General features: G+C 70.2%; 18 protein-coding genes. 7 read left to right on the top strand and 11 right to left on the bottom strand.

Annotated features, from left to right (window positions below; all coding sequences use genetic code 11):
- Positions 1-38: 38 nt before the first annotated feature.
- Positions 39-365: a MerR family transcriptional regulator gene (locus HDC31_RS02365; RefSeq protein ID WP_046747595.1), complete on the bottom strand. Its 327-nt coding sequence runs from the start codon at positions 363-365 to the stop codon at positions 39-41.
- 134 nt (positions 366-499) lie between these two features.
- Between HDC31_RS02365 and HDC31_RS02360 the strand changes: the two genes are divergently transcribed.
- The 3 genes from HDC31_RS02360 to HDC31_RS02350 all read left to right on the top strand — a co-directional run bounded on the left by HDC31_RS02360 (position 500) and on the right by HDC31_RS02350 (position 2,371).
- Positions 500-922, top strand: coding sequence for an Hsp20/alpha crystallin family protein (locus HDC31_RS02360; RefSeq protein WP_058632973.1), 423 nt, complete (start codon positions 500-502; stop codon positions 920-922).
- 115 nt (positions 923-1,037) lie between these two features.
- Complete coding sequence (locus HDC31_RS02355; protein ID WP_179515785.1) at positions 1,038-2,078, top strand: LLM class flavin-dependent oxidoreductase; 1,041 nt, start codon at positions 1,038-1,040, stop codon at positions 2,076-2,078.
- An 83-nt stretch (positions 2,079-2,161) separates the two neighbouring features.
- Positions 2,162-2,371: a methyltransferase gene (locus tag HDC31_RS02350; RefSeq protein WP_113681398.1), complete on the top strand. Its 210-nt coding sequence runs from the start codon at positions 2,162-2,164 to the stop codon at positions 2,369-2,371.
- Positions 2,372-2,401: 30 nt separating this feature from the next.
- Here HDC31_RS02350 and pheA read toward each other — a convergent pair whose 3' ends face one another.
- Positions 2,402-3,352 (bottom strand): prephenate dehydratase, encoded by a 951-nt coding sequence (gene pheA, locus HDC31_RS02345; RefSeq protein ID WP_045264466.1) that lies wholly within the window; start codon positions 3,350-3,352, stop codon positions 2,402-2,404.
- A 169-nt stretch (positions 3,353-3,521) separates the two neighbouring features.
- Between pheA and pgm the strand changes: the two genes are divergently transcribed.
- Positions 3,522-5,165, top strand: a complete 1,644-nt coding sequence (pgm, locus tag HDC31_RS02340) for a phosphoglucomutase (alpha-D-glucose-1,6-bisphosphate-dependent) (RefSeq protein WP_141368496.1) — start codon at positions 3,522-3,524, stop codon at positions 5,163-5,165.
- A gap of 31 nt (positions 5,166-5,196) precedes the next feature.
- On the opposite strand, the gene HDC31_RS02335 is transcribed toward pgm, so the two are convergent.
- The 6 genes from HDC31_RS02335 to HDC31_RS02310 form a co-directional block, all read right to left on the bottom strand.
- The gene (locus HDC31_RS02335; RefSeq protein WP_179515784.1) at positions 5,197-6,363 is read right to left on the bottom strand and encodes a glycerate kinase; all 1,167 of its coding nucleotides are present in this window, start codon (positions 6,361-6,363) and stop codon (positions 5,197-5,199) included.
- Positions 6,360-7,424, bottom strand: coding sequence for a LacI family DNA-binding transcriptional regulator (locus tag HDC31_RS02330; protein ID WP_058632968.1), 1,065 nt, complete (start codon positions 7,422-7,424; stop codon positions 6,360-6,362). Before HDC31_RS02330 ends, HDC31_RS02335 begins: the two co-directional genes overlap by 4 nt.
- A 76-nt stretch (positions 7,425-7,500) precedes the next feature.
- Positions 7,501-8,379, bottom strand: coding sequence for a sugar phosphate isomerase/epimerase (locus tag HDC31_RS02325; protein WP_179515783.1), 879 nt, complete (start codon positions 8,377-8,379; stop codon positions 7,501-7,503).
- Positions 8,376-9,539, bottom strand: a complete 1,164-nt coding sequence (locus tag HDC31_RS02320; RefSeq protein WP_113680802.1) for a dihydrodipicolinate synthase family protein — start codon at positions 9,537-9,539, stop codon at positions 8,376-8,378. Before HDC31_RS02320 ends, HDC31_RS02325 begins: the two co-directional genes overlap by 4 nt.
- 7 nt (positions 9,540-9,546) lie before the next feature.
- Positions 9,547-10,710, bottom strand: a complete 1,164-nt coding sequence (locus HDC31_RS02315) for a Gfo/Idh/MocA family protein (RefSeq protein WP_046747686.1) — start codon at positions 10,708-10,710, stop codon at positions 9,547-9,549.
- Between the two features lie 147 nt (positions 10,711-10,857).
- The gene (locus tag HDC31_RS02310; RefSeq protein ID WP_113680806.1) at positions 10,858-11,814 is read right to left on the bottom strand and encodes a LacI family DNA-binding transcriptional regulator; all 957 of its coding nucleotides are present in this window, start codon (positions 11,812-11,814) and stop codon (positions 10,858-10,860) included.
- A gap of 162 nt (positions 11,815-11,976) precedes the next feature.
- Here HDC31_RS02310 and galT point away from each other — a divergent pair, with 162 nt between their 5' ends.
- The 3 genes from galT to galE are packed head-to-tail and all read left to right on the top strand — an operon-like array spanning position 11,977 to position 15,422.
- The gene (galT, locus tag HDC31_RS02305; RefSeq protein WP_113680803.1) at positions 11,977-13,179 is read left to right on the top strand and encodes a galactose-1-phosphate uridylyltransferase; all 1,203 of its coding nucleotides are present in this window, start codon (positions 11,977-11,979) and stop codon (positions 13,177-13,179) included.
- Entirely contained in the window at positions 13,176-14,393 is a 1,218-nt protein-coding gene (galK, locus tag HDC31_RS02300; protein ID WP_179515782.1) for a galactokinase, read from the top strand. Before galT ends, galK begins: the two co-directional genes overlap by 4 nt.
- Positions 14,394-14,441: 48 nt before the next feature.
- Positions 14,442-15,422 carry a UDP-glucose 4-epimerase GalE gene (gene galE / locus HDC31_RS02295; RefSeq protein WP_113680804.1) on the top strand — a complete coding sequence of 327 codons (981 nt, stop codon included), beginning with the start codon at positions 14,442-14,444 and terminating at the stop codon, positions 15,420-15,422.
- Between the two features lie 3 nt (positions 15,423-15,425).
- On the opposite strand, the gene HDC31_RS02290 is transcribed toward galE, so the two are convergent.
- The 3 genes from HDC31_RS02290 to HDC31_RS02280 all read right to left on the bottom strand — a co-directional run bounded on the left by HDC31_RS02290 (position 15,426) and on the right by HDC31_RS02280 (position 18,944).
- Positions 15,426-16,778, bottom strand: a complete 1,353-nt coding sequence (locus HDC31_RS02290) for an MFS transporter (protein ID WP_113680805.1) — start codon at positions 16,776-16,778, stop codon at positions 15,426-15,428.
- Positions 16,775-17,704 (bottom strand): polysaccharide deacetylase family protein, encoded by a 930-nt coding sequence (locus HDC31_RS02285; RefSeq protein ID WP_058632961.1) that lies wholly within the window; start codon positions 17,702-17,704, stop codon positions 16,775-16,777. The genes HDC31_RS02290 and HDC31_RS02285 overlap by 4 nt, the downstream gene beginning before the upstream one ends.
- 91 nt (positions 17,705-17,795) lie before the next feature.
- The gene (locus HDC31_RS02280; protein WP_061015520.1) at positions 17,796-18,944 is read right to left on the bottom strand and encodes an ROK family transcriptional regulator; all 1,149 of its coding nucleotides are present in this window, start codon (positions 18,942-18,944) and stop codon (positions 17,796-17,798) included.
- Positions 18,945-18,962 lie beyond the last annotated feature (18 nt).

The raw sequence follows: 18,962 nt of genomic DNA, 5'->3' as shown, positions 1-18,962 counted from the left end.
TCGGGCCCGATGGACGGTCGGCCGCGTCGCACCATCGATCAGTCGGCGGAGCGGCGGCCTCTCCCGCGCTGAGCATCGAGAGCTTCGCGGAGCTGCTCGTTGCGCACCTGCAGGTCGTCGTTCGCATCCTGCAGGTCGAGCATCCGAGCGATCCCGGCGATGTTCACCCCGTCTTCGCGCAGTGAGGCCGCTCGCCGCAGCCGTTCGATGTCGTCATCGCTGTAGCGGCGGGTCCCGCCTTCGCTGCGGGCGGGGGTGAGCAAGCCCTTGCTCTCGAACAGGCGGAGCGTCGCCTCGGGGAGCTCGACCAGCTGCGCTGCGACGGCTATGCCATAGAGCGGCGTCCGGCTGTCACGATGCGGCATGCGGTCACCCCCTGAGGTCGGCGGGATTCGGAGTTGCAAATCTAACACGAGTTGTCGTATAAAAAATCTATAGCAATGGTGCAGATCTCCTGCACCACCGATTCGCCCTCAGGGCAGCACGAAAGGAGAACCTCATGGCACTGACCTTCGACCCCTTCAGCCAGCTCGATCGCTTCGCCGCGAGCGTGCTGGACTCCGTTCGCGCTCCCCGGCCGATGCCGGTGGACCTCTTCCGCGACGGAGACCGGTATGTGCTCCACGCCGACCTTCCCGGGGCCGACCCCGGCTCGATCGACGTCGATCTCGACGGCGGTCAGCTCACGATCCGCGCACAGCGCACCCCCGACACCCGTGACGGTGTGCGCTGGCTCGCCCGTGAACGCGGATCCGGCTCCTTCCTGCGGCAGTTCTCGCTCGGCGAGGGTGTCGACCTCGACGGCATCAGCGCCTCGTACGAGAGCGGTGTGCTGTCCGTCATCATCCCGGTGAGCGAGCGTGCCAAGCCGCGCAAGATCACGGTGGAGTCCACTGATCAGCGCGAGGCGATCAACGCCTGACGAACGGGGTGGGGGCGGCGTGACTGTCGCCCCCACCCCGTTGGGCCCTGAACACCGCCGGGCGAACCGGGCAAGACGGGGAATGACGGCGCCTGCGGACGCGTTGCAACCGAGGATGCCCGATACAGCTCTCTCCGTCCTCGACCTCGTCCCGGTTCGCACCGGCCAGACCAGCGCAGAGGCCGTCGCCGCCTCGCTCGCTCTCGCGGAGGTCGCCGACCGCCTCGGCTATCGCCGCTACTGGTTCGCCGAGCACCACAACATGCCGTCGGTCGCGTCGACCACTCCCCCGGTGCTGATCGCGGCCGCAGCCACCCGCACCTCGCGCGTGCGGCTCGGTTCGGGCGGCGTGATGCTGCCCAACCACGCGCCGCTCATCGTCGCGGAGCAGTTCGCGGCACTCGAGGCGATCGCGCCCGGCCGCATCGACCTCGGCCTCGGGCGCGCTCCGGGAAGCGACCCGGTCATCACCCAGCTGCTCCGCGGTTCGGGAACGACGAGCGACGTGGAGCAGTTCCCGCGCCATGTGCAGGACATCGCCGCACTCCTCTCCGGCGAGGGAGCCGCCCTGCGCTTCACCTCTGGCGGGGAGTACACGGTGCGCGCCACTCCGGCCGCCACCGGAACCCCCGAGGTCTGGCTGCTCGGATCGAGCGACTACTCGGCCCAGCTCGCCGCATCCCACGGGCTGCCCTACGTCTTCGCCAACCACTTCTCGGGGCAGGGTCTCGAACGCGCGCTCGATCTCTACCGCACCGGGTACCGCCCCAGCGAAGAGCACCCTGAGCCGCGCACGTTCCTCTCCGTGAACGCGGTGGCGGCGCCGACCCAGGACGAGGCGGAGGCTCGCGCGCTGCCGCAGCTGCGGATGATGGCGCGCCTGCGGCTCAATCAACCCCTCGCCGCTCTCGAGACCGTCGAGCAAGCGATGTCCGCCGTCACCGACCCGGCGACCGACGAGGTCGTGCAGGCCGCCCGCTCTCGCTGGTTCGTCGGCACGGGTGAGAGCGTCGCGGCCGAGGTGCGTGCCTTCGCCGAGCGCCACGGCGTCGACGAGGTCATGCTCTCACCGGTCGCCGGTGCCTACGACGCCGAGCCGAAGGACGCCCCGACCGGACGAGCGCAGACTCTGGAGCTCATCGCCGCTGCGCTCTGAGCCGACAGTGACGGCCGCTTGTCAAGCCCTGGCCTTCCCCTGCGGGCAGGCGTAGCCTCGGCGGCAGAGAGAGGGGTTCGACGATGAGCACCACGAAGACACTCGCACTCTGGGTGGCCTACGGACGCAACGGCGTTGTGGGCAGCATCCGCCACGACGAGGACGGCTACACGGTCACGATGGTCGGGGCCGACGCGACGACGGGCACCTACCCGAGCCTCGCCTCGGCGAAGGGTGCGCTGCATTCGCACATGACGCCGGGGAGCGACTGGCCGCGCTTCCAGGAGCAATGAGCGGCTCGACGGCCTGACGGACCGGGAGAGTCAGGACTCCGGTTCGCCGGAGAGGATACCGCGGAGCCAATCGCGCGCCTCGACGAACACGTCGTCCGAGTAGCGGTCAGGGTACTGCACGATCTGACGGTCCGCCCGCGGGTACGACCCGAGGAACACGACGCGGGGACTGAACCGGCGGATGCCGAGCAGCGCATCGGCCATGCGCTCGTGCTCGATGTGGCCGTCGGCGTCGATCACGAACCGGTAGCGACCCAGCTCATCGCCGATGGGCCGAGACTCGATGAGCGACAGGTTGATGCCGCGGGTGGAGAACTGCTCGAGCATCTCCAGGAGCGATCCGGGGTGGTCGTGCGGAAGCTCGACGATCAGGGACGTCTTATCTGCACCGGTCGGTTCCGGTGAACGGGTGGTGCGGGTGACCAGCACGAAACGGGTCACCGCCTGCGCGTTGTCGCCGATGCCTTCCGCCAGCACATCGACGTCGTAGTGGTTCACGATGCCGGGAGCCGCGATGGCGGCCTGAGCGGGCAGCGTTCCGTCGAGGACGCCGATCGCGGAGGCGACGTTGCTCGAGGCCGGCACGTGCGAGTGCGACGGCAGGTGCGCGCCGAGCCAGCCGTGGCACTGCGCGTAGGCGACGGGATGCGCCGCGATGACCTCGACCTGGTCGAGCGTCGTGCCGCGCGGGGCGACCAGCACGAAGTTCACCCGCACCAGGTACTCGCCGATGATGCGCAGACCGGGGAGGGTCGCCAGAGCGTCCTGCGTGGTGGACACCCCGCCCTCGATCGAGTTCTCGATCGCGATCATCGCGGCGTCGCTGCGCCCCTCGAGCACGTCGGCGAGAGCCTCGCCCACGTTGTGCACGGGGCGCCAGTCCTGCCCGCGGGCCTCGGCCACCTGATCGAGCGCCGCCTCCGTGAAGGTGCCGGCGGGGCCGAGATAGCTGTAGGTGCGGCGTTCAGTCACGGGTTTCACCTTATCCCTCGGTGACGGCGCCGCTCCCCCGCGTGACTTCCCCTCCCGTCGCAATGTTCCACCTTCGTCGGCGGTTCTGGCTGTCATATCGCGACGAGAACGGCGAGGCGGGAGAGGAAGAGGGCCTCTTCCGGATGCGATCACGCCGAACAGGGGGCAGACTGAGAGGATGACGAGCCGTGCCGGCCTCCCCGCGGAGGAAAGTGACCTGATCGACGTCGACGAACTGATCGCCGCCTACTACGACCGCACGCCAAACCCGGAGGTGGCCGCAGAGCGCGTCGTGTTCGGCACCAGCGGCCATCGCGGATCGTCGCTGTCGAACAGCTTCAACGAGAACCACATCCTCGCCACGACGCAGGCGATCGTCGACTACCGCGACGCGCAGGGGATCACCGGTCCGCTGTTCCTCGGACGCGACACGCACGCGCTGTCGCTCCCCGCCGAGCGCAGCGCGATCGAGGTGCTGCTCGCGAACGGCATCGACGTGCGCGTCGACTCCCGCGACTCGTGGGTGCCGACTCCGGCCCTCAGCCACGCGATCCTCACCTACAACCGCGGCAAGGCGGCAGACGACCCCGGTCGCGCCGACGGCATCGTCGTCACCCCCTCGCACAACCCTCCGCGCGACGGCGGCTTCAAGTACAACCCTCCGCACGGCGGGCCCGCCGACACCGACGCGACAAGCTGGATCGCCGACCGGGCGAACACCCTGATCGCCGCGGGGCTCGAGGGCGTGAAGCTGGAGCGCTTCGCCGACATCGACTGGGATTCCCTCACCGGCTACGACTTCCGTGACGCCTACGTGCGCGATCTGCCGTCGATCATCGACATCGATGCGATCCGCAGCGCCGGCGTCAGCATCGGCGCCGACCCGCTGGGCGGAGCCTCCGTCGAGTACTGGTCGCTGATCGCCGAGATGCACGACCTCGACCTCACCGTCGTGAACCCCGAGGTCGACCCGACATGGCGCTTCATGACGCTCGACTGGGACGAGAAGATCCGGATGGATCCGTCGTCTCCTTCGGCGATGGCATCCCTGGTCGCGAAGAAGGGCTCCTACGACGTCCTCACCGGGAACGACGCCGACGCCGACCGGCACGGGATCGTGACCCCGGACGCCGGACTGATGAACCCGAACCACTACCTCGCGGTCGCCATCGACTACCTGTTCTCGCACCGTGAGGGGTGGCCCCGCGACGCCGCGATCGGCAAGACGCTGGTCTCGTCCATGATCATCGACCGCGTCGCCGAGTCGCTCGGACGGCGCCTGCTGGAGGTTCCGGTCGGATTCAAGTGGTTCGTCCCCGGGCTGCTCGACGGCTCGGTCGCGTTCGGCGGGGAGGAGTCGGCCGGTGCCTCGTTCCTCCGCAAGGACGGCTCGGTCTGGTCCACGGACAAGGACGGCATCCTGCTGTGCCTGCTGGCCGCCGAGATCATCGCCGTCACCGGGAAGACCCCCTCGGAGCGGTACCACGAGCTGGAGACCGCCTTCGGCGCATCGGCGTATCAGCGCGTCGACGCTCCGGCGACCCCGGAGCAGAAGGCGACCCTCGGCAAGCTCGCTCCCGAGGCGGTGACGGCGACCGCGCTCGCCGGCGAGGACATCACGGCGAAGCTGTCGCACGCCCCTGGCAACGGTGCGGCGATCGGCGGCCTCAAGGTGCAGACCGAGCACGCCTGGTTCGCCGCTCGCCCTTCGGGCACCGAAGACGTCTACAAGCTCTATGCGGAGAGCCTGCGCGGTCCTGAGCACCTCGCCGAGGTGCAGGCCGAAGCACGCGCCGTGGTCTCCGCCGCGCTCGGCGACTGACGGCTGCGGACCGTCGGTCTCGCGCCGGCGGTCAGGACGGTTCGCCGGCAGATGCGGTGCGAGCTGAGGCGGTGCGAGCTGCGGCGGTGCGAGCTGCGGCGGTGCGAGCCAGAACGGCGCCGGCGGCGCGCAACCAGCGGACGGGTTCGGCCAGCGCCGCCTCCGACGAACCGGCCAGCGCGGTGAGAGACGCGACGTCGGCGAACGACGAGGTGTCGGCGTCTGCGGTGAACCGCCCTGCCGCCAGCATCGCCACGGCTCCGGCCTCGGCCGCGAGATTCGCGAGGAATGACGGCACCTTGCCGTCTCCGGACTGGCCGTCGTACGACCCCTCCCCCGTGATGATCGCGTCGGCATCGGAGAGCGCATCGGCGAGACCGATGAGCTCGGCGACCTCCGCGGCACCGGGAGCGAGCTCGCCACCCCACGCGACGAGGGCTGCTCCGGTTCCGCCGGCCGCGCCGTAGCCTGGCCCTGCGGGATCGATGGCGAGCAGTTCGGCGAGCCGGTCGAGGCCGTCGTCGACGATGGCGATGTCGTCGACCGATCGCAGCCCCTTCTGGGGGCCGAACACCGCGGCCGCACCGCGCGGGCCGGTGAGCGGATTCGTGACGTCGGTGAGCACCCGCACGTCGGGTGCCGCGCGCAGCCCGGTGAGATCGACGGACGCGATGTCTGCGAGGCCACGCGCGCCGCGAGCGACCGGAACGCCGGTGGCATCGAGGAACCGCGCGCCGAGGGCCGAGAGCATCCCGGTGCCTCCATCGGTGGACGCGCTGGAGCCGATGCCGACGACGAGGCGTGAGACACCATGATCGATGGCTGCGGCCAGGGCCTGGCCGAGGCCGGTCGTATCCGCATCCCAGGGACGCAGCTCCTGCAGCAGCTCGATGCCCGAGGTCGAGGCGAGGTCGATCACACCTGTGCCGTCGGGGGCGTCGACCGTCGGCGGCAGCAGCAGCCAGAAGGTGTCGACCCGCACCCCGGCAGGCCCGTCGACCGCGAGGGGCATCCGCACCGCGCCTGGCACCGCCGCTTCGAAAGCCGCAACGGTCCCCTCACCACCGTCTGCCATCGGTCGATGCACGAACTCAGCCTCGGGTTCGACCGATGCCCAGCCCTCCGCGAGCGCGACGGCCGCCTCCACCGCGGCGACCGTGCCCTTGAAGCTGTCGGGGGCCAGCACGACCCTGGTCACGAGCCGACCATCGGAGTGCTGGCACGCACGATGACCTCGAGCGGCAACGGGGCCTGCACCCACTCGACGTCGACCGTCGCGCGGAAGGCCTGGTACCCGACGTCGCTCAACGGCACGCGCACCGTCGTCAGTGCCGGGGAGACATCGCTGCTCGCGGGGACATCGTCGAAACCGCAGACCGCGATGTCGGTGCCGATCTCGCGCCCCGCGTCACGGATCGCGGACATCGCCCCGAGCGCCACCACGTCGCTGATCGCGAACACGAGGGTGCCGGCCTCCACTCCGCGGTCGAGGGCCGCCCTCATCCCGGCAGCCCCGGACTCCCGGCGGAAGTCGCCACGATGCACGCTCTCGACGACGCCACCCGCCTGCTCGAAACCCGCGCGGAAGCCGACGAGACGATCATCCGATGTGCGCACCCCGTCCGCCGCGCCGAGAACGATGGCACGGCGGTATCCGCGCTCTGCCATCAGACGACCCAACGCCTCCGCACCGGAGCGGTTGTCGATCTCGATGTGACGCTCTCCCTCGCCGTCTGGTCCGAACGCCACGACGCGGCCGCCCTGCCTCACGAACTCCGCGAGCTCGTGCGCGGTCTCGGCCTCTGTGGCCTCCTGTGTGCGAGAGGCGGCCAGGATCAGGCCTCGGGGCCGCTGCCCGCGCAGGGCGCGCACGATCCGCGCCTCCCGCGCCTGGTCCCTCTCGGTGATCGCGATCGTCACGACCAGCCCCTCCTCGTCCGCTCCCCTGGCGACGCCTGACGCGATCTGTCCGAAATAGGGGTCGGCGATGTCGGCGACGAGCAGGGCGATGACCGGCGACGTGCCCTTCGCGATCGACTGGGCCGAGACGTTGGCGGTGTACCCCAGCTTCCCGGCCGCGGACTCCACCCGTTCCCGGAACGACTCGGCGACCTTCCGCTCGGAGCCGTTCAGCACGCGCGATGCGGTCGCGAGCGAGACCCCCGCCTCGCGTGCGACGTCGTGCAGGGTGGGGGCGGGCCCTCGCACATGACGCGGAGACCGCGCTGGCCGCTCCGCGGACGTTGCGGGCTTGGTCATGACCCAGATCCTACTTGCCACGGTCCCGCCTCAGCATCACCGCGAGGGACGACGCGGCGCCGGCGACCGGACATCCTCACCTCAGGTACGGGGAGACGGCTTCGGCGAACGTCTCGGCAGTCCGCCGTACGACGTGATCCGGAGCGTCCGCCCAGATGTCGGCGTTGAAGATCTCGACCTCGATGTCACGGTCGTATCCGCTCGCGATCACGGCGCGCGTGAGCGAGGCGAAGTCGATCACCCCGTCGCCGGTGTAGTGCCGTGAGAGCAGCACATCGTCCGCGAGGGGCGTCTTCCAGTCGCACACCTGGTACGTGGCGATGCGTCCCTCCCGGCCGGCGCGCGCGATCTGCTCGAGCACCTGCGGATCCCACCAGATGTGGAACGTGTCGACGGCCGCGCCCACCACATCGGGCTCGAAGTCGCCCGCGATGTCGAGCGCCTGACCGAGCGTCGAGACGACGGCGCGATCGGAGGCGTACATCGGGTGCAGCGGCTCGATCGCGAGCGTCACACCCGCCGCCTTCGCCTCGGGGGCCAGCACGCCGATGGCATCGCGCACGCGCTCGCGCGCTCCGATCAGGTCGCGCGATCCCGCGGGCAGCCCCCCGGCGACGAGCACCAGCACGGCGGTGGATCCCGCGGCTCCCGCGGCCGCGAGCGTCGCCGTCTCCTCGATCGCACGGCGGTTGTCGTCGAGCGCCGCGCGCCTCTCCGGCCCGTCCGGCAGCGTGAAGAATCCGCCTCGGCAGTGCGTCGAGAACCGGAGCCCCGAGTCTCGGAGCATCCGCGCCGCGACGTCGAGCCCGACGTCGTTCACGGGCTCACGCCAGAGTCCGATCGACCGTACGCCGGCGGCGGCCGTGACCCGCAGCGCCGTCGCGAGGTCGGCGTGCTTGATGGTCGCCTGATTGATCGACAGTCGCGGATCCGGAGTCTGCGCTTCGCGGGTCATGCGTCCACTCCGTTCACACGCAACATGCTGTGCCATCGCTCGCGGGCGAGGTCGGGCTGTTCGAGCGCGAGCGAGTCGTTCGCGAGCTCGACGATGCGGCTCAGATGCGGCAGGCTGCGCGCGGAATGCAGCCCGCCGACCATCTGGAACGCGGGCTGGTGCCCGTTCAACCAGGAGAGGAACGCCACACCCGTCTTGTAGTAGAAGGTGGGTGCCGCGAACACCTGCCTGCTCAGTGCCTCGGTCGGACCGAGGACCCGCCGGTACTCCGCAGCGTCACCCGCATCCAACGCCTGGATCGCCGCGGACGCGACAGGGGTGATCGCGGCGAAGGCTCCCAGCAGCGCGTCGGAGTGGGCACGGTCCGCAGCGCCGTCGATCAGGTCCACGTAGTTGAAGTCATCGCCGGTGAACATCCTGACCTCCTCGGGGAGGCGCGAGCGCACCGCGATCTCGGAGTCGGCGTTCAGCAGGCTCATCTTGACACCCGCGACCTTGCCAGGGCTCTCGGCGATGATCTGCAGCAGCACCTCGGACGCCGTCTGCCAATCCTCCGCACCGAAGTAGCCGGCGAGCTCGGGGTCGAAAGCCGTACCCAGCCAGTGCAGCACCACGGGGGTCGTCGCGCGCGAGAGCACCTCCCGATACACGCGACGGTAATCGGCGGCGTCGGCGGCGACACGGGCGAGGTGGCGCGAGGCCATCAGCACGGGTCCGGCGCCCTGCTCCTCGGTGAAGTGCAGCTGCTCGGTGTAGGCCGTGATCACCTGTTCGAGGGGGATGTGCGTCTCGGCGATGTGGTCGGTGTTGACGCCGACGACGACCGAACCGCCCTCCTCGCGCGCGACCTGAGCGCTGCGGGCGATCAGCTCACGGGTGGCTACGGCATCGAGACCCATGTTCCGCTGCGCCGTGTCCATCGCGTCGGCGACGCCGAGACCCCAGGAGTACACGTTGCGGCGGAAGGCGAGGGTGGAATCCCAGTCGATGTCGGCGGGCTGTCCCGGGGTGTTGTCGGCATGCACCTTCGGCACGACGTGTGCAGCGGCGTAGGCGACTCGACTCTGCAGCGGCGTCGTCGGGCGGGCGTATGCGCCCGAGTCGTTGAGGGCGGCGGCGAACGTCTCACCGCTGGGGCGGAGGAGGCGCAGAGTGCTCATGCGCGCCTCAGCCCAGGGTCAGCGGCGACAGGGCGATCTTGCGACCCTCGGCGCTGGAGGTCAGTCCCGCCTCGGCGAACTGCACACCCCGTGCACCGGCGAGCAGGTCGAACGGGTATTCGGTGCCCTCGACGTAGGAGACCAGATACTCCTGCCACTGCTGGCGGAAACCGTTGAGGAAGACGTCGTTGGTCGGCACGTCCTGCCAGTCGGCGTCGTAGTCGCGCGTGTCCTCGAGGTCGGGGTTCCACACGGGCTTCGGGGTGGCGTTGCGCGGCTGGATCTTCGCGCCGAACAGTCCGACCACGGCGGATCCGTGGGTGCCGTCGACCTGGAACTCGACGAGCTCGTCGCGGTTCACGCGCACGGTCCAGGAGGAGTTGATCTCGGCGATCACGCCGCCCTCGATCTCGAAGATCCCGTACGCAGCGTCCTCCGCAGTGGCGGTGTAGTGCTCGCCCTTCTCGTCCCAGCGGTCGGCGATGTGCACGGCGGCCTGCGCGTACACGCTCTTGACCTCGCCGAACAGGTTCTCCAGCACGTAGTTCCAGTGCGGGAACATGTCGGTGATGATGCCGCCGCCGTCCTCGGTGCGGTAGTTCCAGCTCGGACGCTGCGCGGGCTGCCAGTCGCCCTCGAACACCCAGTACCCGAACTCGCCGCGGACGGAGAGGATGCGGCCGAAGAATCCGGAGTCGATCAGGCGCTTGAGCTTCTGCAGACCGGGGAGATACAGCTTGTCGTGCACGACGCCGGTCTTGACGCCCGCCTCGTCCGCCAGGCGCGCGAGCTCGAGTGCCTCCTCGAGCGACTCCGCAGTGGGCTTCTCCGTGTAGATCGCCTTCCCTGCGGCGATGGCCTTGCGGATCGCGGAGGCGCGGGCCTTGGTCACGAGGAAGTCGGCGTAGATCTCCCACTGCGGGTCGGCGAGCGCCGCGTCGAGATCGGTCGTGTAGTCGTCGATGCCGTGCTTCGCCGCCAGCTCGGCCAGCTTGGCCTCGTTGCGTCCGACCAGGATCGGCTTCACCGTGATGCGGGAGCCGTCGGCGAGTTCGATGCCGCCCTCCTCGCGGATCGCGAGGATCGAGCGCACCAGATGCTGCCGGTAGCCCATGCGCCCGGAGACGCCGTTCATGATGATCCCGATCTCGCGGGTGTTCGCCTGTGCCATGGTGTTCCGTTTCTGTCGCAGGAGGCCGTCGGTGCGCTTCCCCGGTGGTCGGACCTGCTGGTCGGCCACCAGATGGGAAAACGCTTTCCGGCATCATGGCACGACATCGAGGCGAACTGCAACAGGCGCATCAGGAGGGTGTGACGGTCAGCGCGATGTCGTGCTGGCGCGCTCGACGAGCTCGGTTCCGACGACCGAGGCGGCGCGAGCCTTCGACACCCCTTCGATGGCGTCGATCAACGACGAGACCGCGCACTGGGCGAGGGCCGTGAAGTCCTGCCGGATGGTGGTCAGTGGAGGGCGGTAGTTCGCCGCATCCGGCACGTCGTCGAAGCCGATCACGCTGACATCCTCCGGCACCCGGCGCCCCGCGTCGGAGAGCGCGCGCAGCAAGCCCAGCGCCATCTGGTCGTTGGCGGAGAAGACCGCGGTGGCCGCCGTCAGTGCAGCTGCCGCCCGGTGGCCCGAATCGGCGCTCCAGTCACCCCGGACGACGGGCGGAGCATCGATGACGGCAGCGGCGAGGGTCTCGCGCCAGCCCCGTTCCCGCTCCATGGCGGCGAAGGAGTCGGCGGGACCGGCGAGGTGATGGACCGTGGAGTGCCCGAGCTCCAGGAGCCGTTCCGTGGCCGCCGCTGCGCCACCGGCATGATCGCTGTGCACCGAGGCGAAGCCGGCCTCGGTCGGGGCGTCGACGACCACGAGCCTGAGCCCGCTCGGGCGCTCGGTGTCGGAGACCAGGGCCGACGCCTCGTTCAGGACGATCGCGCCGTCCACCTCTTGCTCGGCGAGCCGGTCGAACGCCTCACCGATGCCCCGGGCGGCGGTCACCAGCGTGAGGGCGTATCCGCGCTCCGCCGCCGCCTCCGCCGTCGCCTGGAGCATGCGGGAGTTGCCGACCGTCGAGAGCGTGGTGACGACGAGTCCGATGGTCTGCGAACGCCCGGTGCGCAGGGCGCGGGCCGCGCGGTGCGGGCGGTATCCGAGCTCGGCCATCGCGGTCTCGACACGCGCTCTGGTATCGGGGTCCACGCGGGGGCTGCCGTTGACGACACGGGAGACCGTCTGACCCGAGACGCCGGCGCGCTCGGCGACCATGGCCATCGACACCCGGCGGGAGGACGAACGCCCGCGGTCGGAACCGGGCACGTCGACGACTTCTCCGCCACTCCCGCGTGCTCGCACCCGCCGCCTCCGTCCCGCGCACGGTGGATGCGCGACTCGCTCGTGTTGACGTTATCACGGGGCTGCGCCTACCATGTTTACGTGAACACGCCCGAGCTTCCGGAGACGCGCACCGAGACCCTCGGCGCCGGCGTCGTCAAACGCGCCACCACCCTCGCCGACGGCCGCGATCTGATCTACTACGACGACCCGGGGACGACACTCGGACCGGAGCGCTCCGTGGATGCCCGCACCCTCGACCCTCGACCCGACACCGCGACCATGCGCCTCGACGTGCTCACCGGCGACTGGATCACGGTGGCCGCGAACCGGCAGAACCGCGTGATGATGCCGGGTTCGGATGCCGACCCCCTGGCCCCGCAGACGCCGAGCAATCCGTCGGAGGTGCCGTCCCGCTACGACGTCGCGGTGTTCGAGAACCGCTCCCCCGCATTCGGTCCTGCTCTCACCGAGGCGGTGGGCACCGCACCGCAGGCTGCGAATGCTCCCCGCGGTCTCGACGACCTCGTCACCCTGGGCCTCGGTCGCACGCGCACCTCGGTCGGACGCTGCGAGGTCGTCTGCTTCAGCCCCGAGCACGCAGGCTCCTTCGGCACGCAGTCGGTCACCCGCGCGCGCACCGTGATCGAGGCGTGGGCCGACCGCACGGCCGCGCTCTCCCGGCTGCCCGGCATCGAGCAGATCTTCCCGTTCGAGAACCGCGGCGAGGCGATCGGCGTGACGCTGCCCCACCCGCACGGCCAGATCTACGCCTACCCGTACGTGACCCCGCGCACCGCTCGCGTGCTGGAGTCGATCGACCGCACGGCGCCCGACCTCTTCCAGCGCATCCTGGATTCCGAGCAGGCGTCCGAGCGCGTCGTGTTCCGGGGCGAGCACTGGACGGCGTTCGTGCCGTTCGCCGCGCGCTGGCCGCTCGAGGTGCACCTGATGCCGCACCGTCACGTGGCGGATTTCGCCGAGACCTCGGCGGCCGAGCGGGACGAACTCGCACCCCTGTACCTGCGTCTGCTGCGCGGCGTCGACGCCCTCTACGACTCCCCCACCCCGTACATCGCCGCCTGGCATCAGGCACCGGTGCACGTGGGCCGCGACACCGTGCGCCTGCACCTGCAGCTGACGAGCCCGCGCCGTGCCGCCGACAAGCTGAAGTTCCTCGCCGGCTCGGAGGCCGCGATGTGGGCGTGGGCGGCAGAGGTGCCGCCGGAGGTCGGAGCCGCGCGACTCCGCGAGGCCATCGAGCGCACAGCAGACGACCAGACCGATCCGGGAGCCTCCGCATGACCGCCGCACACGACGACGCCGCACACGACGACGCCGCACACGATGACGCCGGATCCCTGTTCGCGCGCCTCACCGGCCGCGAGCCGGACGGATTCTGGTCGGCACCCGGACGCGTGAACCTCATCGGCGAGCACACCGACTACAACGACGGGTTCGTGCTGCCGTTCGCCATCCCGCAGCGCACGGTGGCCGCCGTCGGCCTGCGCGACGACGACCGGGTCCGAGTCGCCTCCACCTTCGCCGAGGAGCCGGTCGAGGTCGACCTGGACGATCTGGATCGGCTCTTCCCCACCCCCGCGGGCGCCCACCCTGCCGTCCCCGAATGGGCCGCGTACCCCCTCGGAGTCGCCTGGGCGATGCGACAGGCCGCGACGGAGAGCGGGCCCTTCGGAGGATTCGACCTCACCATCGCGTCCGACGTGCCCGTCGGGGCGGGACTCTCCTCGTCCGCCGCGATCGAGGGCGCGACGGCTTCCGCGCTGAACGACCTGTGGAACACCGGCTTCGACGGCACGCACCTCGCCCGCATCGGGCGCCGTGCCGAGAACGAAGCGGTGGGCGCGCCGACCGGCATCATGGACCAGATGGCGTCGATGCTCGGTCAGCCCGACACCGCGATCTTCCTCGACTGCCGCTCGTTGGACGCCGAACTCGTCCCACTCGCCGTCGCCGAGACGGGCCTCGCGATGCTCGTGATCGACACGCGCGTGAAGCACGCCCACTCCACCGGCGGCTATCGCGAGAGGCGCGCTTCCTGCGAGCTCGGCGCCTCGCTCCTGGGTGTGCCGGCACTGCGCGACGTCACGGTGGACGACCTGCCGCGGGCGCAGGGTCTGATGGACGACGTGACCTTCCGCCGCGTGCGCCACATCGTGACCGAGAACCAGCGGGTGCTCGACACGGTGCGGGTGCTGCGCGAGCGGGGCGTGCGAGCGATCGGCGACTTCCTGGTCGCCTCGCACGCATCGATGCGGGACGACTTCGAGATCTCGACCCCCGAGCTCGACACGGCCGTCGACACCGCCCTGGCCGCCGGCGCCCTGGGGGCGCGGATGACGGGCGGCGGTTTCGGCGGTGCGGCGATCGCTCTGGTCGAAGCGTCCGACGTCGCCTCGGTTTCGGAGGCCGTGAGGGATTCCTTCGCGGCGCACGGGTTCGTGGAACCCCTGCTGTTCGCGGTCCTCCCCTCAGCCGGTCCTCGGCGCGACGCATGACAGAATGATCCATCGGGCCGCGACGAATCCGCGGCAGGAGAGGAAGCAATGTCCTGGATCGTGACCGGCGGGGCCGGCTACATCGGCTCCCACGTCGTGCGTGCGCTTGCGAACGCGGGGCTCACGCCTGTCGTGCTCGACGACCTCTCCAGCGGTGTCCCGTCTTTCGTGCCCGAAGGCGTGGAGTTCGTGCAGGGCAGCATCCTCGACCGCGCGCTCGTCGAGAGCACGCTGCGCGAGCATGACGCCGAAGGGGTGATCCACGTCGCCGGCTTCAAGTACGCCGGCGTCTCGGTGCAGCGCCCCCTGCACACCTATGCGCAGAACGTCGACGGCACACGCGTGATCCTCGAGGCCATGGAGTCCGCCGGTGTCGCGAACATCGTCTTCTCCTCGTCCGCCGCGGTGTACGGCACCCCAGACGTCGCCCTCGTCGTCGAGGACACCGCCAAGAAGCCTGCCAGCCCCTACGGGGAATCCAAGCTCATCGGCGAGTGGCTGCTGCGCGACCAGGCGATCGCGACGGCGGACTCGGAGCGCCCGCTGCGGCACACCTCGCTGCGGTACTTCAACGTGGTGGGATCCGCCGATCCGACGGTCTACGACGTCAGCCCGCACAACCTGTTCCCCATCGTGTTCGAGGCGCTGATCGCGGGGAAGACCCCGCGCATCAACGGCGACGACTACGACACGGAAGACGGGACGAACGTACGCGACTACGTGCACGTCGGCGACATCGCGGCCGCCCACGTCGCGGCGGCCCAGCGCCTCACGTCCGGCCAGCCCCTCGAAGCGGCATACAACCTCGGCTCCGGCGACGGCCTCAGCGTGAAGCAGATCATGGATGCCGTCGCCCGCGTGACCGGAATCGACTTCACCCCCGAAGTCGGCCCCCGGCGCCCCGGAGACCCCGACCGCATCGTGGCGACGGGCGAGCTCGCCGCACGCGACCTCGACTGGACCATGCGGTACTCGGTGGACGAGATGGTGCGCACGGGCTGGGAGGCCCGACAGGCAGCTCGCCCCTGACGGTCAGACGTCGCGAGTGCGGATCGGGTACGCCCAGAAGCACAGCCAGGCGACGGCCGTGAACCCGAGCGGGATCACCGCGAGCATCAGCCGGATGCCTCCGTCGACACTGTCCGGCTGTGCGTCGCCGAGAGTGGCATCGAACCCGGCAGCGTTCAGCACCACTGCGGCGACGATCGCCTGCAGCACGACCGAGCCACGGACCACGAATCCGTTCACCCCGAAGTAGGCGCCTTCTCGACGGTGCCCGGTGCGGGTCGCGTCATCGTCGATGATCTGCGCGAGCATGACCTCGAGCAGCTGCAGCAGACCCCCGACACCCACACCGACGGCCACGCCGACCAGCGCAGCGCCGAGCACGGTCGAGGGGGCGAGATAGCCGAGAACGGCCGTCCCGAACACCGCGACGCTCCACAGCATGGCCGTGCGCGGCGAGGTGCGGCGGACGACCGCGCTCCACAACACGATCGAGGGGATCGCGGTCACGAAGATCGCCCCGAGCAGCAGACTGCCCTCTCCCTCCGGCGCGTGCAGCGAGTAGCGTACGTAGAAGGGGACGGCGGCGAGGATCACGGCGATCGACGTCTGCACGAACAGCGAGCCGAGGACGTACGGGACGAACGCACGGTTGCGGAAGGTATAGGTCAGCTGATCACGCCAGCGCATGGCCTCCCCCGGGTTGTCGGGCGATGACGACTCCGCTGATGTCTGCGGCGTCCGGCGCTCGATCATGCCTCCGAGGAACGACCACACGAGCAGCACGAGACAGACGGCCCCGAGCACCATGGCCATTCCCGGCCAGCCGATGGCGCCGTACAGGGCGGGAGCGCCGGCCGTGCCGAGCACCATGCCGAGGATCGCGAAGATCTGTCGCGGCACGTTGCCGCGGGCCCGCTCCTCGGTGGTGCGGAAGATCTCAGGGAACAGCGCCGAGATGTTCAGCACCACCACCACGAAGGCCACGTCGTAGACGGCCACGACGACGAGGAACCAGACGATGAGGCCGGTGACCGGGAGCTCCGGCGGCATCCAGACCAGCGCGAAGGCGACGACGAGTGGCGCGATGCCCAGGCCGATCCACGGGATGCGCCGACCCCAGGGCGTGCGCAGCCGGTCGGAGATCGTGCCGACGACGGGGTTCAGCACGGCGTTCAGCACCCCGTGGGCGATCATGGCGATCGCCACGCCCGTCGCCGGGACCGCGAGGTGCGAGACGTAGAAGTAGACGACGAAGGCCGAGAAGGTCTGCGCCATCAGTTGCGTCGGGAAGCCGGATGCGCCGAAGGCGATCGTCTGCACTCTGGTGGGCGCCGCATCCAGTCGTCGGTCGCGTACGCGTTCGCGCAGAGAGGTCACCGGGCGCTGCCCCTCTGCAGGTCTCGCAGGTCGCGCCAGCCGATGCGCACGAGCGCCTCATCCTCGATGGCCTGCAGCACGACCGGGTCGCTCAGCAGACGCAGCTCATAGCCGCGCTTCCTCGCGCTGAAGTCGACGGCCGCGCGGAGCTCGTCGTCGTCGACCATCGGATGCAGGTAGATCTCGGTGACTCCGGCCGGCACCGCCCGCAGCAGCGCGATGAAACCGGCTCGCACCTCCTCATACGTCTCCTCGTCGGGTGCGCCTTCGCGCAGGAGTTCGAACGGATGCGACCAGAGGCGATCGATGATCTCGACGCCGGACGCGTCGGCGGCCGCTGCGGCGCGATCGAGCTGAGCCTGCAGGGCGGGGTTCTCGCCCACGCCGTCCATGCTGCGGGGCAGCCGGAAGGGCAGGCCGTGCCGTGCGGCGAGTTCGAAGACCGGCTGCAGGAAGTCCCGTCCCGTCACGAGCCCGTAGACCGACCCCATGTGGTTGTCGAGGTGCGTCACATCCACGCCGGCATCGAGCGCGGTCTGCAGTTGGGCGGAGAGTTCGGCGGCGACATCCTCGTCTGAGGCGTTCTGCTCGACGGAGAGCACATCGGTCGGGAAAAATCCCGCAGCGTCGACGAGGCTCGTGTCCGAGCCGGTGAGCGGACGCCACCGGTAGCGCGCCCATTCGCTCGTGAGCACGAGATGCACACCGACGTCGAGATCCGGACGGGAGGCGGCGAAGGCGAGCGCTTCGGGCGACCAGGAGCACGGGACCATCACGGTGCTCGAGTCGATGCGCGAGGACGTGAGCAGGTCGACGATGGCGGTGTTCGCGGCATGGCACATGCCGAAGTCATCCGCATTGAGGATGATGGCCCGCGTGCCGGGCGCGAGTCCGAGGCGGTCGGCGAGTTCGGAGGGTGCGGTCATCGGATGATCCTGTCGGTGGTCGAGCGGCGTTGCTCGGAGGCGTGGCGTGGTGCCGGTGAGTGGGCTTCGGCGGTCGAGTCAGGGTGGTCGTTCAGCGGCCACCCTTGGGTGCGGGCGTGAGGATGCGGCTGAAGAGGTCGCTGCGGAGCGCTGCCGCGGCTTGGTCGACCGCACCGATGAGCGGAGCCTCGGTGCCGAACGACGAGACCAGGAACCGGAGCGGAAGCTGCGCCTCGTACTCGGCGGCGATGCGCTCGATCGCGGCGACGAGGGCCGGGTGTGCGGCCTTGCCGCTGAGGATGAACGCCTCGGGGTCGAGCACCAGCCCCACGGTGCCCGCGACGAGGACGATGCGGCGGGCGAGCTCTGACACGATCTGGACAGCCGCCTCGTCTCCGCGCTCGGCTGCTTCCAGATGGTCGTCGAGCGACGCATCGGGGTCTCGTCCGACGCCGAGAGCCAGGTCTCCGACCACCGCGTCGCCGGCGAGGGGCGCACCGATCGGGATGGGCGTCTGCGGCAAGTACATGACTTCGCCTGCGACGCCGGAGAACCCGCGGTGGAGTTCCCCGTCGATGACGATGCCTGCACCGAGCCCGTCGTCGAGCAGCAGCAGCGCGAAGCTCGCGAGCGTGCCGCCTTCACCGCCCGTGAGCTCGGCGAGGGCTGCGAGGTTGACGTCGTTCTCGACGCGGACGGGGCAGTCCAGGGCCGTGGAAAGAGCCGAGCGGAAGAGGCCGCCGTCGGGGCCGAAGTCGTCTCGGATGCCTCCGTCCGCCGTGACGATGCCGGGGACTCCGACCACCGCCAGGTGCACGGCCGCTTTCGCCGCATTCACCGAGCGCCGGCAGCGTTCCACGAGCCCGACGATGTGGGCCACGCGGTCATCCGTTTCGGCGAAGGGCCCGTGTTCCTCCGCCTGCACAGTGCCGGTCGCGTCGACCAGCACGACGTGGGCGGCGTGATGATCGACGTGCACCGCCGCGGCGAAACCGAGCCGGGGGTGCAGGGCGACGCGTCCTGCAGCAGGACCCCTCGTGTCACGGTCGATGCCCGCGGGGGCGACGGCACCGGCATTCTCGAGCATCCGCAGCACCTGGGTCACCGCCGTCCGTGAGAGTCCGGTGGTCGACATCAGGTCCGAACGGGTCTGCGGACCGCTGCGCGCGAGAGCTTCGAGGATCGCGCGGCCGTTGAGCGTGCGGAGCAGGCCCTGCGGTCCCGCGAGTGGTCTGGACATAGGGGTTGCGGGGTCGCC

The sequence above is a fragment of the Microbacterium sp. JAI119 genome, assembly GCF_013410135.1.
Taxonomy (GTDB): Bacteria; Actinomycetota; Actinomycetes; order Actinomycetales; family Microbacteriaceae; genus Microbacterium; species Microbacterium oxydans.
The sequence above is the reverse complement of the archived record's forward strand: the minus strand, read 5'-3'. Positions and strand labels throughout refer to the sequence as shown.